The organism is Draconibacterium halophilum, assembly GCF_010448835.1.
Taxonomy (GTDB): Bacteria; Bacteroidota; Bacteroidia; order Bacteroidales; family Prolixibacteraceae; genus Draconibacterium; species Draconibacterium halophilum.
This window is the reverse complement of record NZ_CP048409.1, coordinates 2,690,850-2,708,298: the sequence shown is the minus strand read 5'-3', so window position 1 is coordinate 2,708,298 and position 17,449 is coordinate 2,690,850. Positions and strand designations below refer to the sequence as shown.

Genomic DNA, 17,449 nt, shown 5'->3' with positions numbered 1-17,449 from the left:
GATTAATACTATTTTAGCAAACATTAAAATTCAATAAAATGAACTTACATCAACTTCTTAGCTTACTAGTATTGGCACTGTTTGTAAACTCATGCACCAACACTAATCAAGAAACAAAACGCCCCAATGTTGTAATTATCTTTCTTGATGATTCGGGATATTCAGATTTTGCCCCTTTTGGACAAACCAGTTTTGAAACACCCAACGTAAAAAAGCTGGCAGAAGAAGGAATAATGTTCAAGAATTTTTATGTCCCCCAGGCTGTTTGCTCGGCATCGCGGTCAGCCTTAATTTCAGGTTGCTACCCCGGGCGAACAAAAGTATTTAGTGCTCATGGCCCAGGCGATCGCGGCCTCGAAACCACTTTCCCAACTATTGGAGAGGTATTTAAAAATGCGGGATACAAAACTGCACTTTTTGGCAAATGGCACTGTGGCGATCAACCGGAAACACGCCCCCATAACCGTGGTTTTGAAGAAACCTGTGGACTGATGTATTCGAACGATATGTGGAAACATCATCCTGAAAGTCCTGAATACTGGGGACAGTGGCCGCTAAAATATTGGGAAAACGGCGAAGTAACCATTGAAAATGTGGACTCGACAGACCAGAAAATGCTTACCAAATGGTATACCGAACATGCGGTTGATTTTATATCGAAACACAAAGATGAGCCGTTTTTGCTTTACGTTCCTCATGCCATGTCGCACGTTCCGTTGTTTTGCAGCCCGGAGTTTGAAGGCAAATCGGGAGCTGGATTATACGGCGATGTAATTGCTGAGCTTGATTGGTCGGTAGGACAAATAAACAAAGCTTTAAAAGACAATGGAATTGAAGACAACACGATTGTCATCTTTTCGTCAGATAACGGCCCCTGGATTGCTTATGGCAACCATGCCGGAACTACACCGTTTCGTGAGGCAAAAGGAACAACATTTGATGGCGGAACCCGCTCGGCAACGATAATAAAATATCCGGCAAAATTGAAAGGCAATCAGCAATCCAGCCAGGCTTTAATGACTATTGATCTGCTGCCAACACTTTGTGAGGTGGCGAATATTCCACTTCCTGAAACGGGAATTGATGGGAAAAATGTATGGGACATCATTGCTGGAAAACCAAATGCTGCAAACCCACACGATTATTATGCTTTTACCAACGACAGGGAATTTCAGGCAATAATGTCGGGCGATGGAAAATGGAAGTTACACCTCCCACATAACTACCGCACAATGACTGATATTAAAGGAAAAGATGGAATGCCCGGCAAATATGATTATTCAGCTAAAATTGAGCTTTCGTTATTTGATATGGAAAATGATCCGTATGAAACAACAAACGTAATACTTGAGCATACTGAAATTGCAGAAGATTTACTGGGCTATGCCGAAATACATAAGAAAAAGTTCTTTAGCGAAAACTAAAGAACAATAATAGTTTGTACAGATTGATAAAAAATTAGCGCCCAAGACTTAAAAACCGGTCAGGTTTCGACAAATCAATATTATCGTTTAATATTTGCGGACTGATTTCGCCTTTAACAAAAATCAATGCATTGTCGTCGCCACCAACAAGAATAACCATTTCTTCAATTACTGATTCATTCATGCGCCCGAAAATGGTCACATTCTCATTTCCCTCGCGAACCACCAATAGTTCTTCATAGTTCTTTTTCTCACTAATCTTCTTGTAAAATTCTTCATGCAAATCAATTCGGGCATTCAAATTGTCATCATCTACTGCAATTACCTTCACCCGGTCAATACTCTCCAGTAAATCCCTTTCACTATCTTCCAGGTCGCCAATTCCGGCCGCCAAATGAATTACCCAGCCCGGCACCGAAACAGTGGTTACACCATCTTTAAAACGATATTTGGAATAGGCTTCTGACACCCCCGATTCGTAAACACAAGAGGTCGTAAGAAAAAGACCTGCCAACAAAATAAAAGCTATACGTTTCATGACACTATTTTTGAATAAGACGTAAAGCTTTAAATATCGTTACATGAAAAGCAAAACTTATTGTGTAAAAAGGAAACGGCAAGTATTATTGGGCTTCTTAGAAGCTAAAACTCAATAGATCAGGAATCATAAAAATTAAGCAGTTTATCAAATTCTGCAGGAATAGCAGATTCAAAAGAAACCGGTTCGGCACTTACTGGGTGTTTAAACTCCAGTTTCCCAGCGTGCAGAAATAGCCGGCGAATATTGGTATCTGCTAAAATAATCTTATTCAATGTAAAATCACCGTGGTGCGTATCGCCAATCATATCAAAGCGGTTTTTGGCAAAATGTTGCCGCAACTGGTGCCAGCGTCCTGTTTCCGGATTAATTTCCACCAAACTCAACTGAATATCAGTTTTGTCTTTCGAAACCAGTTGGGTTTGAACCGTTCGTAAGGTTTTATAATGTGTTACCGCTGCTTTTTTAAACTTCGACTTTTTCTTCACCAACACTTTCGAATCAAATGTTCCTTCTCCCGGGTTTCCCTGAACTATTGCGTAATAGGTCTTTTGCACCTCTTTCAGCTCAAACTGTTTGGTTAAAATATTGGCCGCCTCAGGAGAAAACGTCAGAACAATCACCCCTGAAGTCTTTGAGTCTAAACGGTGTACATTATAAATCCACTTCCCCGTTTCGTCACCAATAAGTTTGGTTAAATAAGGGGCATCGTTGGGCATAAAATCATTTTTATGAACCGGAAGATCGATTGGTTTCTCAACAACAATGATCGATTCGTCTTGGTATAATACTGGAATATTCATGTTGAATTTAAATTCTCAAAGGTAATATTACCTGCGAAGTTTTAGTTTTGTTCTTTACATTTCTTAACGAGTGATGTTAAACCACTGCACGGCCCGGTTGTTATAATAGATATGAAAACAATTGTATTATTATTTATTCTGTGTTTGAGTTTTGGAAGTAATGCCCAAAACGAAAAACACGATCAAGATGCAAAAAAGATGGAATACAACAAATTAAATGATTTTGAGAAGTACGTAATCTTAGAAAAAGGAACCGAACGCCCGTATACCGGGAAGTACACTGACCATAAGGGAAACGGTACTTATGTATGTAAACAGTGCGGAGCTGCCTTGTACAATTCGACTGATAAATTTGACTCGCACTGTGGCTGGCCAAGTTTTGATGACGAAATTGACGGTGCGGTGCACAGAACAGTTGATGCCGATGGTCGCCGAACCGAAATTACCTGTACCAATTGTGGCGGCCACCTGGGGCACGTATTTTTTGGTGAAGGCTTTACCGACAAAGATACGAGACATTGTGTAAACTCTGTTTCGCTCGAATTTATTCCGGCAACTGAGGATACAAAAAAAGGAAAACAATAATTGTTTTCCTTTTTTTGTATCGATAGTAATAATTGACTATTCTGTTATTTCTTTTACTTCAAGTCCCTCAATAAAAAATATACGTTCTGCTGCCTCCTCATTTTCGGCAATAATTTCATGTGCAGTTTCCGTTTCAGCGTCTTCAACTTCGCCTTCTTCGTCACCATGTTCACGCCCCGGGTTATGCGCATCTGCTTCGGTTTTTACTTCCTTCAGAATACCTGTAATTACCACTTCACTTCCCATTTGTTCCTGGGTAAAAGCTCCGATTTTTTCACCCGCTTCTATCCGAATTGAGAGATCTTCAGTGCTTCCCATTATAAAACAACGTTCTCCTCCTTGCTGGCATACATGGAAAACAGTTCCTTTTACAACCACTTCATTATCTGCTAGTTCAGGGGCATTTTCAAGAAGTTCATCAACGCTTAATACCTCTGCTGATTTTTCAGGCTCAACTGTTGCCTCCTGCTTTTTTGTTTGTTGACCACAGGCAAACAAAATAACAGCGAACAAACTAATTAATGCAATTTTTTTCATTTTTTGATGTTTTGGATTTTAATGATGTTTAAAGATATAAAATTACAAAGATTAAAGGTACAATAAACCCGGCAACTGTCAACCACCAGCCCCAACGCCGTAAACCTCTTTTCCCTTTTAATAGAAAAAGGCCTGAAACAGCCACAAATAAAAGAATTACAGCCATTATATCACTAACCCATTTCCATGCAGTTCCCAAGGTTGCCCGGTGCAATTTATTCATACTAAACACCAATGGGCGACGCTGCAAATAACGCATCCTTCCTTCTCCGGAGCCAGGAAAGATTATTACCTCTCCATTAGCAATAAATACTTTTATATCGCCATCTTTATCTATATAATGCTTTTTATAAACCACATCGGATCGAACTGATTCCACTATTTGTTGAATTTCATCATCAGCATAAGATTGCTGTGGCTGCAAATCGTGAGTGAAATCCGTGATTGTTATTTTATAATCCGGATTGAAATCGTGGCGATGATTCAAATAAATTCCCGACACGGCATATACAATTGTCATAGCAACAATAAAGTATCCTAAATCGCGATGTAGAATGCGTAGAAGTTTCCGAATTTTCATAAATAAATTATTTTGAGAGTAAATATATGATAAATGAGCCTATTAGAAGTTTAACAAAAAATATTAAATATTAACATTCTTGAAAGACATTGATAATCAGTAAAAACCGCATGACAATTAGCGTTAGCGTGTTAAAATAAGATATTTTTGTCTTTATAAGTGAAATCAAGTATTGACATGAAACGATTATAGTCGTATCTTGCAACAATCCTAGTGTACTAGGGCTCTGGTTTTATCACAACTTAATTGGGTACCTCCGGCTATTGAGCCGGAGGTTTTTTTATGTCTTTTCTGTGAAAATAAACAGCTAAGAAGCTATTATTTATCCATATAGTAGTCGTTTAGCGAAATCAGGTCTTCTGAGTTACAAACCGGACATTTCTCTTTATTCTCAGAGTAATCACTAAAACTAGCTTTACAACTGTTACATTTGAACCAGTTTTTATCAAAATAAATATCACCTCCTCTGAAAATAAGGTCCCTTCCTTCAACAAATGCGGTTGCCACTTTATTTCGTGCTTCTTCGTAAATACGGGTTAATGTTGGCCGGGAAACATCCATAAATACAGCGGCTTCTTCCTGTGTAAGGTTTTGGTAATCTAATAAACGAATTGCTTCATATTCTTCGAGGTGTAGAATAACTTCGTTTGTTTTTCGTCCACGAACACCATAAACCGACATCCCCTTAATTACCGGAGGTACCTGGATCCTTCTGTTTCTTTTTCTTCTTGGCATATTAAATCGAGTTAAGTTTATTAAGTAAAAAGTGGTCAACTAAAACCAGTGCAGCCATTGCCTCAACTATTGGAACAGCACGTGGAAGCACACATGGATCGTGTCTTCCTTTTGGATTAATCTTTATAATTTGCTCATCTTTATCAAGTGTTTGTTGTTCTTTCAGCAGAGTGGCGATGGGTTTAAATGCAACGTTAAAATAAATGTCTTCGCCATTGGAGATACCTCCTTGAATACCACCGGAGTTATTCGTTTTTGTGCGAACACCTTGGTTTGTTTTTATAAAAATATCGTTGTGTTCAGAACCACTCAGTTTTGTTCCGTCAAAACCAGAACCGTATTCAAATCCCTTTACCGCATTAATTCCGAGCATTGCAAAGCCCATATCGGCATGCAGTTTATTAAAAACAGGCTCTCCCCAGCCGGCTGGCACACCGCTGGCAACTCCGGTAATAACACCACCAACAGTATCATGCTCACGTCCTGCTTTTTCAATTCGGGCAATCATTTCATCGGCAACTTCTTTATCAGGGCAGCGTACAATGGTATTCTCAGTAGCTGACAGATCTAATTCTTTGTAGTGTTTCTTCAACTTTATTTCTCCAACCTGAGAAACAAATGCCTGTATAGAAACACCTGCTTTTGCCAGAATTTGTTTCGCAATTGCTCCGGCAACAACACGGGCAATAGTTTCGCGTGCAGAAGATCTGCCACCTCCACGATGGTCGCGTGTTCCGTATTTTTTGGTGTAAGTAAAATCGGCATGAGAAGGGCGGTAAACATTTTTAAGATCGTTGTAATCATTCGAGTGTTGATCTTTGTTCCAAATGGCAAAAGCAATTGGTGTTCCCTGCGTTTTTCCTTCAAATACTCCGGAAAGAAACTCCACCTGGTCGGGTTCTTTTCGTTGCGTTGTAATTTTCGACTGTCCCGGTTTTCTTCTGGCCAGGTCTTTTTGAATTAATTCTATATCGAGCTCAACCCCGGCCGGACAACCATCGATTATACCACCGATTCCTCGTCCATGAGACTCTCCAAAAGAAGTTAAGCGAAATATCTTTCCAAAAGTGTTCATCTGTTAAATATTGTTTGTTACATCCTGTAACAAGTAGATCTCGTATGAAATTCAACTTCGGCTAAAAGTAATAGATTTTTCATACTGTAAATGCTATAAATGTGAAAACCCCATTTTCATAACATTATGAAAACAGGGTTAAAATAATTAAATTGAACTTATTATCAAAATTTATTATTAGCCACAACCGCAGCCGCCTTCGCTTTCTGTTCCGCATGATCCGTCGTTACAACCACCGTCGTTACAACCACCATCGCTGCTTCCACAACCACAGCCGCCACCTCCTGAAAGGATCTGCGCAACTTCTTCGTCTGATGCTTCGCGAACATCAATAACTTTTCCGGCAAAGAAAAGGTCTTCGCCCGCTAACGGATGATTAAAGTCCATTTTTACGATTTCGTCGTTAATTTCTAAAACTAACCCGTTTAATCGCTGGCCGTTACTACTCATCATTGGCACAGTATTACCAACTTTAATCAATTCTGCGTCGAATTCACCATTCACTAAAAATACATTTTTAGGCAACTCAACAACTGCTTCGTTGTTTACTGCGCCATATGCATCAGTGCTGGCAATTTTAATATTGAAAGGATCGTCTTGTTTCAAACCGATCAATTCAGATTCGAACTTTGGTAGCATCATTCCTGCTCCGTAAAGGAACTCTAAAGGTTGCTCTGTATTTGCCTGCTCAACCAATTCTCCCTGCTCGTCGTCGATACGTAGGTCGTACGTCAACTTCACCATTTTATATTTTCCTATCTCTAACATACTTCTTTAATTCTTAATGAGCTGCAAAATAAGTCTTTTTCAAAACTCTAACAAAATACTTGCTACTCCTCTATTTAGTTTTAACATTAATTTTTACTATTCTTAAAAACCACCTCGGGTTTCTTTATTGCCCGGAAAACCAAAAATGCACCAATTAATACAAATGGAACACTTAACCACTGCCCCATGTTCAATGCCATGCCGGCTTCAAATGCTTCCTGGTCTTCTTTTATAAACTCGATAAAGAAACGCGCTAAAAAGATGAATACAAAAAATGCTCCCATTAACAATCCCGGACGATTTTTTGCACTTGTTTTCCAATACAAAAACATTAACACACCAAATGAAATAAGATAAGCTAGCGCTTCGTATATCTGTGTAGGATGTTTAGCAACGGTTTCGCCATTTCTTTCGAATATTATCCCCCAGGGCAATGTTGTTTGAATACCATAAATTTCAGAATTCATGAGGTTGCCGGTACGAATAAAAGCTGCTACTAATGCAGTTGGGACAACAATCCGGTCCAGTGTCCATAACATGGTTCGTTTGGTTACAAACTTTGAGTGCAGATACATGGCAATTAAAATACCAAGCGCACCACCGTGACTGGCCAATCCTCCGTGCCACACCTTTATTATTTCACCCGGATTTTGCGAATAATAATCCCAGCCATAAAAGATAACGTGGCCAAGTCGGGCGCCCACAACGGTTGCAATTATAATGTAAAAAAACAGACTGTCGATCCATTTCTGACTTACATTTTCCGACTTTAACATTTTCTCGCCAATGTAGTAGCCAATTAAAAATCCTGTGGCAAACAATAAACCATACCAACGTATCGACAGGGGCCCGAGGCTAAATATTTCAGGATCAACATTCCAGTGAATGAAGTTCAGCAAACTGATCATATTCATCATGTAGTTTGATTATTAAGCACCACCTCTTCCGTGGCATTGTTTGTATTTTTTACCGCTTCCGCAAGGACACGGATCGTTACGTCCAACACGTTTTTCAACTTTAACAGGCTGAGGTTTTGCCTTTTCGCCCGTATTTGTATTGGCACCTTCCATGGCATTTTCAGCCGAAGGGAGTTCCGATTTTTGGGTTTTATAACGGCTCATGTCCGTCTTTCTTCGTGTTTCTGCCTCACGCACCTGATCGGGATTCTGAATAGGAATCTGTCCTTTCATTAAGGTAGAAACAACATCTTTATTCACCTTGGCAACCATTATTTTAAACAGGTTAAACGACTCAAACTTGTAGATCAACAACGGGTCTTTTTGCTCGTAAGTAGCATTTTGCACCGATTGTTTCAAATCGTCCATCTCGCGGAGTTGTTCTTTCCATGATTCATCAATTGTATTTAACACAATCTGTTTCTGGTACGATTTCACCAACTCTTTACCCTTATTATCGTAAGCTTTTTCAAGGTTACAAATAATCTGGAATACGCGTTTACCATCGGTAATAGGAACAACAATATTTTTATAAACCTCTTTTTTTGTTTCGTATACATTTTTTATAACCGGAAAAGCCTGCTGCGCAATAGTATCAACTTTACGGTTGTAATTGTTGATCATCTTTTCATAAATACGTTGGGATATATCCGCGGCGGCCATACTCTTAAATTCATCCTGATTAACAGGCGATTCCAACGAAAGCAATCGCAATAGTTCCATGTTGAAATCTTCGAACATATCAGAACCGTGGTATTCATTTACCAGCTCTTCAACCGAATCGTACATCATATTCAGCACATCAACTTCCAAACGTTCTCCGTATAATGCATGACGACGTTTTTTGTAGATCACTTCACGCTGCGAGTTCATCACATCATCGTATTCCAACAATCGTTTACGAATTCCGAAGTTATTCTCCTCGACTTTTCGTTGTGCTCTTTCGATCGATTTAGAGATCATTGAATGCTGAATCACCTCCCCGTCTTCCAACCCGAGTTTGTCCATAACTCCGGAAATACGATCGGAGCCAAATAAACGCATCAGATTATCTTCAAGCGACACATAGAATTGCGAAGACCCCGGATCTCCTTGTCGTCCTGCTCGTCCTCGCAGCTGTCTGTCAACACGTCTCGAATCATGACGCTCGGTACCAATAATTGCCAAACCTCCGGCCTTTTTCACCTCATCTGACAGCTTAATATCAGTACCACGACCAGCCATGTTTGTTGCAATTGTTACTCCTCCGGCCTGACCGGCTTCAGCAACAATATCTGCTTCGCGAGCATGCAACTTCGCGTTCAAAACGTTGTGCTTAATTCCTTTTATTTTCAGCATTCGGCTAAGCAACTCCGAAATTTCAACAGAGGTAGTACCCACCAATACCGGACGACCTTTTTTGTTTAGTTCAACAATCTCGTCGCTAACGGCATTGTATTTTTCCCGTTTCGTTTTGAAAACCAGGTCTTCCCTATCGTCGCGAACAATCGGACGGTTGGTAGGAATTACCACTACTTCCAATTCGTAAATATCCCAGAATTCTCCTGCTTCTGTTTCCGCAGTACCGGTCATACCGGCCAGCTTGTGATACATTCTGAAATAGTTCTGAAGCGTAATGGTTGCAAAAGTTTGCGTTGCCGCTTCAACTTTCACCTGTTCTTTGGCTTCAATTGCCTGGTGTAAACCATCGGAATAACGACGACCTTCCATAATACGTCCGGTCTGCTCGTCTACAATTTTCACCTTGTTGTCCATAACCACATATTCCACATCTTTTTCAAACATGGTATATGCTTTTAACAACTGGTTTATGGTATGAACACGTTCCGACTTAACAGCGTAGTCCTGTAATAGCTTATCTTTTTCAACCACTAACTCGTCGGGCGACATTTCGCTGTTTTCCAGCTCTGCCATTATTCCTCCCATATCAGGGAGAACGAAGAATTCAGCATCCTCAAAACCTTTCGATACCAAGTCGATACCTTTATCGGTTAGCTCAACTGAATTTTGTTTTTCCTCGATGACAAAATAAAGCGGGTCGGTAACAATATGCATATTTTTGCTGTTCTCCTGCATGTACAGATTCTCTGTTTTTTGCATAACAGCTTTTATGCCTTCCTCACTCAGAAACTTAATGATGGATTTATTTTTAGGCATCCCCTTGTGGGCGCGCAGTAAAAGCAAACCTCCTTCTTTTTTCTCTTCGGAAGTAGCATCGGGCTTTGTTAGCAGGCGTTTGGCATCGATAAATATCTTATTTGTCAATTCGCGTTGCGCCTTGTATAATTTCTCTACATATCCTTTAAGTTCTTCAAACTGCTGATTATCGCCTTTTGGCACCGGCCCGGAAATAATAAGCGGCGTACGTGCATCATCAACCAAAACCGAGTCAACCTCGTCGACAATGGCATAATGATGTTTGCGCTGCACCAAATCTTCCGGATTAATGGCCATGTTATCGCGCAGATAATCGAAACCAAATTCGTTATTTGTACCAAAAGTGATATCGGCGTTGTATGCTTTTCTTCGGGCTTCAGAGTTTGGTTGGTGTTTATCAACACAATCAACCGATAAACCGTGGAACTCGTACATTGGCCCCATCCACTCGGCATCACGTTTCGACAGGTAGTCGTTAACCGTAACAATATGCACCCCTTTTCCGGTGAGCGCATTCAAGAATACCGGTAATGTAGCCACAAGTGTTTTCCCTTCACCGGTTGCCATCTCTGCAATATTACCACGATGAAGAACTACTCCACCAATCAGCTGAACATCGTAGTGAATCATGTTCCAGGTTACCCTGGTTCCACCGGCTATCCAACTATTCTCCCAGATGGCTTTATCGCCATTAATTTTTATGCTGTCGCGGGTTGCTGAAAGATCGCGGTCAAAATCGTTGGCTGTAACCTCAATGCTCTCATTTTCGAAAAACCGGCGAGCTGTATCTTTTACAACTGCAAAAGCTGTTGGAAGTATTTCATTGAGTACTTCTTCGATTTTCTCAACTATCTTTTCTTCCAGCTTATCAATGCGCTCGTATATCTTTTCGCTTTCCTGAATTTCAACCTCTTCAACTTCTATTTTTAATGCAGCAATTTCATCCTCTTCAGGTTTAATACGATCAGCAATTGCCTGCTTTAATTTCGCCGACTCGGCCCTAAGATCATCATTTGATAATTTGGTGATTCTATCGTATTCCGCTTTTATTTTATCGATGATAGGAGTTATTTCCTTAATATCCCGCTCCGATTTGTTTCCCAGAAGTTTCCCCAGGATCTTATTTACAAATGCCATCTGTGCAACTTATCTTTAAATTATATAAAACCTGTGCAAATGTAATTAATTGTACAGGCTAAAAAAACATTCGATTTACTTATTACTAATAATTATGCCAAATAGTTTTAGCTCATTTTTCCAGACACATTAACAGTTTTGAGGCCTATTATCTGACAATATCACTGTCATATGCGCATACGCACTTTTGACTTTCAGACAGGTGTAAGAACAGTTTTTTAGGCATTTTTAATATTTTTGACACAAACATTTCGGATGAGAGATTTAAAAAATACCTGTTTTTTGTGTAAGAAAGCAATCACTTCTGGCAATTCAGAACTGAACCCGGTTATTAACATGCCGGTTTGTTTTAATTGTAAAGGTACTGATGCGGAGAAAAAAGAAGAGAAAGAGGTGCTAGACAGTTTGGCCGACGGATTTGTATGTGGCTGCATATAAAAAAACCGCGATCGCTCGCGGTTCCTTCAAAATTACTCTATGAAATAAAATTTGCTGTTTAGTTTAAAAGATGTGTATAACCATCGTTAATAAGGTCGGGCAAATAACTTGCAATTAATCCCAATGCTTTTTCATCATCTACTTTATTAGGTGTAATGATTCGCTGACGCTGCAGTTCTTCTTTGCTGATTACTGCGCGTGAGATTCGTTTAGGAACTTCGCTCCAAGCTCTTCTGGTTTCTTTCGCACCAAATCCTTCGTTGGTTGAAGCGTAGCTTACCTGGAAATGTTTTGAATGTACAACATACTCAACGCCCTCAAGAGTTTTACGTTTTACAACTGTTACCGGCTCTTCTTCGTTACTGTAACTTACTGTCCAAAGTGCCTTTACTGTTTTTCCCATGTATAGATTATCAACTTCTTCAATCTCGAACGATTTAAATTGAGTACGTACGCCTGTTGCTGATGCACTAACTGAAACTAGCACGAATGCTAAAACCAATACGGATAATAAATTTAATTTTTTCATGACTCTAAATTTTTGTTTTCTGACTGTAATTGTTTTCATTATTATTTGTACTGTAGTGACGCACGAATTACATTTTGGTGACATGCAAAAGCCTTGCTATAAAACAGATTCCGTTCACAGAATAATGTTGCTTTTTTCATTTTAATATTTATTTCGATAATTTACTTTCAATCTGCAATTAAAAGACATGCATATCCTTTAAATAAAAATCCCCATTGAAGGTAAGCAAAACAACCGGCGTTTCATGCAATTTCACACTATCAGTCAACGGCTGATTTTATCGACAAAATTTTTGTGCTTTTTTAGGTTTTCGATTGCTAAAATTCAGCTTCATGCAGCTTTTCGCGGCCTCGTGTCGGCTTGAAAACAACTTCAAACATGATGTCGCAACTTCACGAGAATAAAAAAACAGTTACAATAATCCACCATCGTTTGGTGAACTTCAAAATCAACTTCCCTGATAAACATCACCAAGCAATGAAGGGATGAAACAAATTTATAGCCACCTCTCATCGATGAATGTCAATAAAAAAAGCCACCCGTAATACGGATGGCTTTCGAATTAAAATTACTTCTATTCTATGTATTGCTATTAATTGAGTAAGTGCGTATATCCATCATTTAACAAATCAGGAAGATAGCTTGCAATTAAGCCCAAAGCCATTTTATCATCAACCTTGTTTGGCGAAATGATCTCCTGATTCTTTAATTGATCCTGATTAATAACTGCATGGTTTATTTTGTTATCTACATTACACCATGATTTGCGAACTTGTTTTGCACCAAAACCCGATGCCGAAGCCACATAACGAACAGCAAAGAACTCTGAACTTACCACATATTCAGTTCCCTCAATAGTGTTTCTTTTAACAACGGTAACCGGTTTTTCCGATTTGTCGTAACTTAAGGTCCAAATTGCATCAACTTTTTTGCCCATGTACAAATCGTCAACAAGGGTAAATTCAAATTCATTAAATTCGGTACGTATTCCGGTGGCGTTGGCAACCGAGCTTGCCATTACAATAACTGTAATAATTGCGATTATAAAATTTACTTTTCTCATGACATTAAAATTTAAGGTTCAACTTTAATTTTTCTTATTGTTTAATTTCCGTGCAAATGACGTATTATTTTCAATGCTGCAATCGGAAATATCGATGCTCTAAAACACATTTTAATCGCCACTAAAACATTGAAAATAAAAGACATTAAGTACAAATCATTTTTCTCTTACACTCTGATTTTTTAAATTTGAAAAACGGATAAAAAATTGATAGAAAAGCCGTATTTTGCTTACACTTTTAAAACAAGAAAAATTTTATCTTTATATATGAATTTGTCAGAAATCATTAAAAACAGATACTCCGTAAGGGATTATAAAGACATCAAAGTAGAAAAGACACTCATTTTAGACCTAATAGAAGCCGGCAGGATGGCTCCTTCGGCCGTTAATTTTCAGCCCTGGCAATTTGTTGTAGTGCAAGACAAAGAGGTTTTAACGCAAATCTATGATTGTTACGACCGCAGTTGGTTTCGCTCAGCACCGGTAATTATTGTAGCTTGTGCCGATCTTTCTCAGTCGTGGAAACGGGCTTCAGATGGAAAAGACTCAGCAGATATCGACCTGGCAATCGCCATCGACCATATTACCTTAAAAGCCACTGAACTGGGCTTGGGAACCTGCTGGGTATGTAATTTTGATGTAAACAGTTGTTCCGAGCTGCTGCAACTTCCGAATAACATCGAGCCTATTGCATTGATTCCTGTGGGCTATCCCAACAGCAGCAGACCGGATAAAAAGCGCAAACCCATTGAAGAGATCGTTCATTTCGACCGATTTAATCCTTAGCTTTATTGTGAAATTTGGCCAGGTAGTTTTGTAATCGGTCCATACCTTCTTTAATATTCTCGATTGAATTGGCATACGAGAAGCGCAGAAATCCTTCACCATTAGCCCCAAAATCGATGCCGGGAGTAACTCCAACATGGGCTTTCTCTAGTATATCAAAAGCCAGCTTGTAACTATCGTTTGAAATATGTTTTGCATTTACCATTACATAAAAGGCTCCCGTAGGTTTTACTTTAATGTCGAATCCCAATTCGGTTAGTCGTTTAATCAAATACTTACGCCTTTTATCATAGATTAAGCGCATCTCTTCTATTTCATCACCTGCATTTTTTAACGCTTCAATTCCGGCACGCTGTGTGGTAGAACCGGCACAAATAAACAGGTTCTGCTGAATTTTTTGCATACATCTTACATATTCTTTTGGAGCAATTACATAACCCAGGCGAAGACCGGTCATGGCATAACGTTTCGAGAATCCGTTTAACACAAAGGCTTTATCTGTAACTTCCAAAATGGAATGGGCACGATCTTCGTAAACCAGACCGTGGTATATCTCGTCAGAAATTATTGGGATATCAAAAGTTACCAGCTCTCTCATCAAATCAACCGACAATAGGTTTCCTGTCGGATTCATAGGGCTGTTTATCATTATTGCGCGGGTTCTGTTGGTAATGCGCTTTTTAATTTCCTCGTAACGATATTGAAAACCATCCTCCTCATAAACCGGGACATTTATTGGTTTAGCCCCAATAAACCGGATAAAATTGGCATAACAAGCATAACCGGGGTCAGAAATAATTACTTCATCATCGTTTTCGCAAAGCACACCCAGGGTTAATAAAATAGCTGGCGAACTTCCCGACGTTACAATTATCTGCTCGGGCGAAACAGAAACGTTATACTCATCCTTGTATTTTTCAGCAATTTGTTTGCGCAGTTCAGGATCGCCAAGACTGTGTGTATAATGCGTCCGGCCTTCATCAAAAGCTTTTTGTTCAGCCTCCAACACACATTTAGGAACATCAAAATCGGGTTCTCCAACTTCAAGATGAATAACATTTATTCCCTGCTGCTCCATTTCGGCAGCCTTCTCAAGAACCTCCATTACAATAAACGGGGTAATTTCCTTAGCCTTTTGTGCGATCATTAAAATCGGAATTTGGTTTTGGGGCTAATTTAAACAATAATACCAATTTGATGATAAAATGCCGTATTGGATATTCTGGTTATTTTTCGATTGTACAAGGCGGAAAATTATAGCATAGCCTTAGCTACGTTATTATTTTTCAACGCAGTAGAAACGGAAAAGAACAAATTTATATGTGGCATATTGTGTTCAATTTGGTATAAGCAAAGTGGCAACAATGGCTTTACTCATAATTTTTATCAATAGTAACTTTACTTACCACTTTATCGCCTACCTGAAAGAGTGTTTTAACTTTTAGTTTCTGCGATAAGTATTCAGCAGCAAAATAAAATGGGATGGGTAAGGTAAGCGGACTAAATATGCTTTCAACATATTTATTACATAGTTCGTATGTTTCGGCACCTGCGCTATTTACTTTTTTTAGTAGCTTTTTTGTACGGTTATGCTCGCGCCCTTCATGGTTAATGGCAATAACCATTGAGTCTTTGGCCGTTTCAATAAAACCATGTTCGTATTGCGAAACCGACATGCTTAAAACCGGCCTACGCATAACCTGGCTAAGTACAAGAGCGGCAACCTTTGCCGTAGCAACATTTGGACCGTTACCAAGAATATATACACAACAACGTTTTTTTCGTTTTGTGCGCGAATATATTTTTGCACCAATCTCTGTTCCTACCTCTTCAAAACCTGTCTGATATTTTTTTAATGCCTCTACTGCTTCAGCCGGATCAAAACCAAAGCCTAAATACAAAACCAATAATGTATTAATGTAAGTTTTTGTGGCTATATGATTTTCTACTCCCGAATACAACAATACTTTTTTCGAGCAATTCGGGTGATTTCCCAAAGCACTTTTTTCGTTGTTTACAACAGCTATAAATGACTTAAAATAATCGGCACACCATATCGTTTCAGAACTTTGTCCCGATTGAGAAATAAGTACGCCTTTATCCGGCTCTTTGTACTTTAACAGGTAATTAAAATATTCCGCTGCTTTTTCAGGGAAAAAGTTTATTCCCATATAACGAAAAGCTTGTGTTGCAATATGCGAAGCTCCCATACCAATATAAGGTACATCCTCCGGCAATATCAATCCTTTGTTCTTCTTATAACAAAGCTCAGCTCTGTACGGTATCTCAAAAACTTCATCTTTCATTGCTGTAACCTTTTGTATTATAACTTATAAGTTACAAAAACAAACCTTACAAATACAAGTAATTGCGCGAAAAGAAGTTTATAAATACCGTTTTGCAATGGCAACTGCCTGTGACAAATAAGCGCCTCCAAATAAATAATAATGATTAAGCACATGGTACAATTGATACAGCTGGTTTCTTTCTCTCCAGTCTGAATCGAGAGGAAAAACTTCGTTGTAGGCAGCAAAAAATTGCGAAGAGAAACCGCCAAACATAGTAACAATTCCAAACTCCATTTCGCGATGAGAATAACTGGCTGCCGGATCGATTAACACCGGCCCGTTATTCGTTAACATATAATTTCCCGACCATAAATCGCCATGAATTAACGAAGCTTTTTCTTCATTCGGAATCAACACCTCTAACCGATCCAGTAACGATTCAAACAATCTCATTTGAGAACTATCTATTCCTCTGGCTTCCTGAATCATTTTCAATAAAAAGTATAATCTATTATCCCGATAAAATTTCACCCAGCTTTTTTCCCGCGTATTATTCTGGGTAGTTGCCCCACAGTAATTATCTGAATAAAATCCATATTCGTTTTGCTGATACTTATGAACGAGCGCTAATCCTCTTCCCAACCGTTCGGATTGATCTGTAGCTCCCGGCACCATATATTCCATTACTAAAAAAGCAGGGGTTTCATCGATCTCTTTTGTACAAAATACTTTTGGAACACATACTGTACCGTCTGTCGCCTTACTAAGTTCATTTAAACTTTCTGCCTCACGGGTAAATAAATCGCTTTCGCAATCCGAGTTCCATTTTAGAAAGAAGCTGCCGCAATTTGTATCTATTTTCGAAGCATGATTAATACATCCACCCGATAAAGATGTAGCTGAAGCAATGTTTACATTTTCGCCAAATACCTCCGTTAATCGATCCTCAACCTCTTTCTGAATAATTTTTATACTTTTTTCAATCATTTTGTAAACTTAATTTTCAACATTCGTTAATATGTTTAAATTTAACAAGAATTAAAATTTCAA

18 protein-coding genes are annotated in these 17,449 nt (G+C 38.9%); 4 read left to right on the top strand and 14 right to left on the bottom strand.

Annotated elements, in window-relative coordinates:
- Positions 1-38: 38 nt before the first annotated feature.
- Entirely contained in the window at positions 39-1,424 is a 1,386-nt protein-coding gene (locus G0Q07_RS10850) for a sulfatase family protein (protein WP_163346110.1), read from the top strand.
- A 34-nt stretch (positions 1,425-1,458) separates the two neighbouring features.
- On the opposite strand, the gene G0Q07_RS10845 is transcribed toward G0Q07_RS10850, so the two are convergent.
- Together G0Q07_RS10845 and G0Q07_RS10840 are read right to left on the bottom strand one after the other, a co-directional pair.
- On the bottom strand, positions 1,459-1,962 hold the full coding sequence (locus G0Q07_RS10845) for a DUF4252 domain-containing protein (RefSeq protein ID WP_163346109.1): 504 nt from the start codon (positions 1,960-1,962) through the stop codon (positions 1,459-1,461).
- A 119-nt stretch (positions 1,963-2,081) separates the two neighbouring features.
- A complete protein-coding gene (locus tag G0Q07_RS10840) occupies positions 2,082-2,765 on the bottom strand; it encodes an RluA family pseudouridine synthase (RefSeq protein ID WP_163346108.1) in 684 nt (227 codons plus the stop codon).
- Between the two features lie 111 nt (positions 2,766-2,876).
- Here G0Q07_RS10840 and G0Q07_RS10835 point away from each other — a divergent pair, with 111 nt between their 5' ends.
- A complete protein-coding gene (locus tag G0Q07_RS10835; protein WP_203532513.1) occupies positions 2,877-3,350 on the top strand; it encodes a methionine-R-sulfoxide reductase in 474 nt (157 codons plus the stop codon).
- Positions 3,351-3,386: 36 nt separating this feature from the next.
- Here the strand turns inward: G0Q07_RS10835 and G0Q07_RS10830 are convergent, their stop codons facing one another.
- From G0Q07_RS10830 to secA, 7 genes are all read right to left on the bottom strand, one after another.
- Positions 3,387-3,887, bottom strand: coding sequence for a hypothetical protein (locus tag G0Q07_RS10830; protein WP_163346107.1), 501 nt, complete (start codon positions 3,885-3,887; stop codon positions 3,387-3,389).
- A 28-nt stretch (positions 3,888-3,915) separates the two neighbouring features.
- Positions 3,916-4,467, bottom strand: coding sequence for a PepSY-associated TM helix domain-containing protein (locus tag G0Q07_RS10825; RefSeq protein ID WP_163346106.1), 552 nt, complete (start codon positions 4,465-4,467; stop codon positions 3,916-3,918).
- A gap of 318 nt (positions 4,468-4,785) precedes the next feature.
- A complete protein-coding gene (locus G0Q07_RS10820; RefSeq protein ID WP_163346105.1) occupies positions 4,786-5,202 on the bottom strand; it encodes a DUF134 domain-containing protein in 417 nt (138 codons plus the stop codon).
- A gap of 1 nt (position 5,203) precedes the next feature.
- Positions 5,204-6,277, bottom strand: a complete 1,074-nt coding sequence (gene aroC, locus G0Q07_RS10815; RefSeq protein ID WP_163346104.1) for a chorismate synthase — start codon at positions 6,275-6,277, stop codon at positions 5,204-5,206.
- A 177-nt stretch (positions 6,278-6,454) separates the two neighbouring features.
- Positions 6,455-7,045: an FKBP-type peptidyl-prolyl cis-trans isomerase gene (locus G0Q07_RS10810; protein ID WP_163346103.1), complete on the bottom strand. Its 591-nt coding sequence runs from the start codon at positions 7,043-7,045 to the stop codon at positions 6,455-6,457.
- 86 nt (positions 7,046-7,131) lie between these two features.
- On the bottom strand, positions 7,132-7,962 hold the full coding sequence (gene lgt, locus G0Q07_RS10805; RefSeq protein ID WP_246222881.1) for a prolipoprotein diacylglyceryl transferase: 831 nt from the start codon (positions 7,960-7,962) through the stop codon (positions 7,132-7,134).
- 12 nt (positions 7,963-7,974) lie between these two features.
- Entirely contained in the window at positions 7,975-11,295 is a 3,321-nt protein-coding gene (gene secA / locus G0Q07_RS10800; RefSeq protein WP_163346102.1) for a preprotein translocase subunit SecA, read from the bottom strand.
- Positions 11,296-11,577: 282 nt separating this feature from the next.
- Here secA and G0Q07_RS10795 point away from each other — a divergent pair, with 282 nt between their 5' ends.
- Positions 11,578-11,733, top strand: a complete 156-nt coding sequence (locus G0Q07_RS10795; protein ID WP_163346101.1) for a hypothetical protein — start codon at positions 11,578-11,580, stop codon at positions 11,731-11,733.
- A gap of 58 nt (positions 11,734-11,791) precedes the next feature.
- Here G0Q07_RS10795 and G0Q07_RS10790 read toward each other — a convergent pair whose 3' ends face one another.
- Positions 11,792-12,262 carry a hypothetical protein gene (locus tag G0Q07_RS10790; protein WP_163346100.1) on the bottom strand — a complete coding sequence of 157 codons (471 nt, stop codon included), beginning with the start codon at positions 12,260-12,262 and terminating at the stop codon, positions 11,792-11,794.
- 592 nt (positions 12,263-12,854) lie between these two features.
- The gene (locus tag G0Q07_RS10785) at positions 12,855-13,325 is read right to left on the bottom strand and encodes a hypothetical protein (protein ID WP_163346099.1); all 471 of its coding nucleotides are present in this window, start codon (positions 13,323-13,325) and stop codon (positions 12,855-12,857) included.
- Positions 13,326-13,592: 267 nt separating this feature from the next.
- On the opposite strand from G0Q07_RS10785, the gene G0Q07_RS10780 reads away from it, so the two are divergent.
- Positions 13,593-14,111: a nitroreductase family protein gene (locus G0Q07_RS10780; protein ID WP_163346098.1), complete on the top strand. Its 519-nt coding sequence runs from the start codon at positions 13,593-13,595 to the stop codon at positions 14,109-14,111.
- Here the strand turns inward: G0Q07_RS10780 and G0Q07_RS10775 are convergent.
- The 3 genes from G0Q07_RS10775 to G0Q07_RS10765 form a co-directional block, all read right to left on the bottom strand.
- The gene (locus G0Q07_RS10775; RefSeq protein ID WP_163346097.1) at positions 14,101-15,258 is read right to left on the bottom strand and encodes a pyridoxal phosphate-dependent aminotransferase; all 1,158 of its coding nucleotides are present in this window, start codon (positions 15,256-15,258) and stop codon (positions 14,101-14,103) included. The two genes, G0Q07_RS10780 and G0Q07_RS10775, sit on opposite strands and share 11 nt — an antisense overlap.
- A gap of 223 nt (positions 15,259-15,481) precedes the next feature.
- Positions 15,482-16,417, bottom strand: coding sequence for an SIS domain-containing protein (locus tag G0Q07_RS10770; protein ID WP_163346096.1), 936 nt, complete (start codon positions 16,415-16,417; stop codon positions 15,482-15,484).
- A gap of 78 nt (positions 16,418-16,495) precedes the next feature.
- Positions 16,496-17,386: a fructosamine kinase family protein gene (locus G0Q07_RS10765; protein ID WP_163346095.1), complete on the bottom strand. Its 891-nt coding sequence runs from the start codon at positions 17,384-17,386 to the stop codon at positions 16,496-16,498.
- Positions 17,387-17,449: the final 63 nt, after the last annotated feature.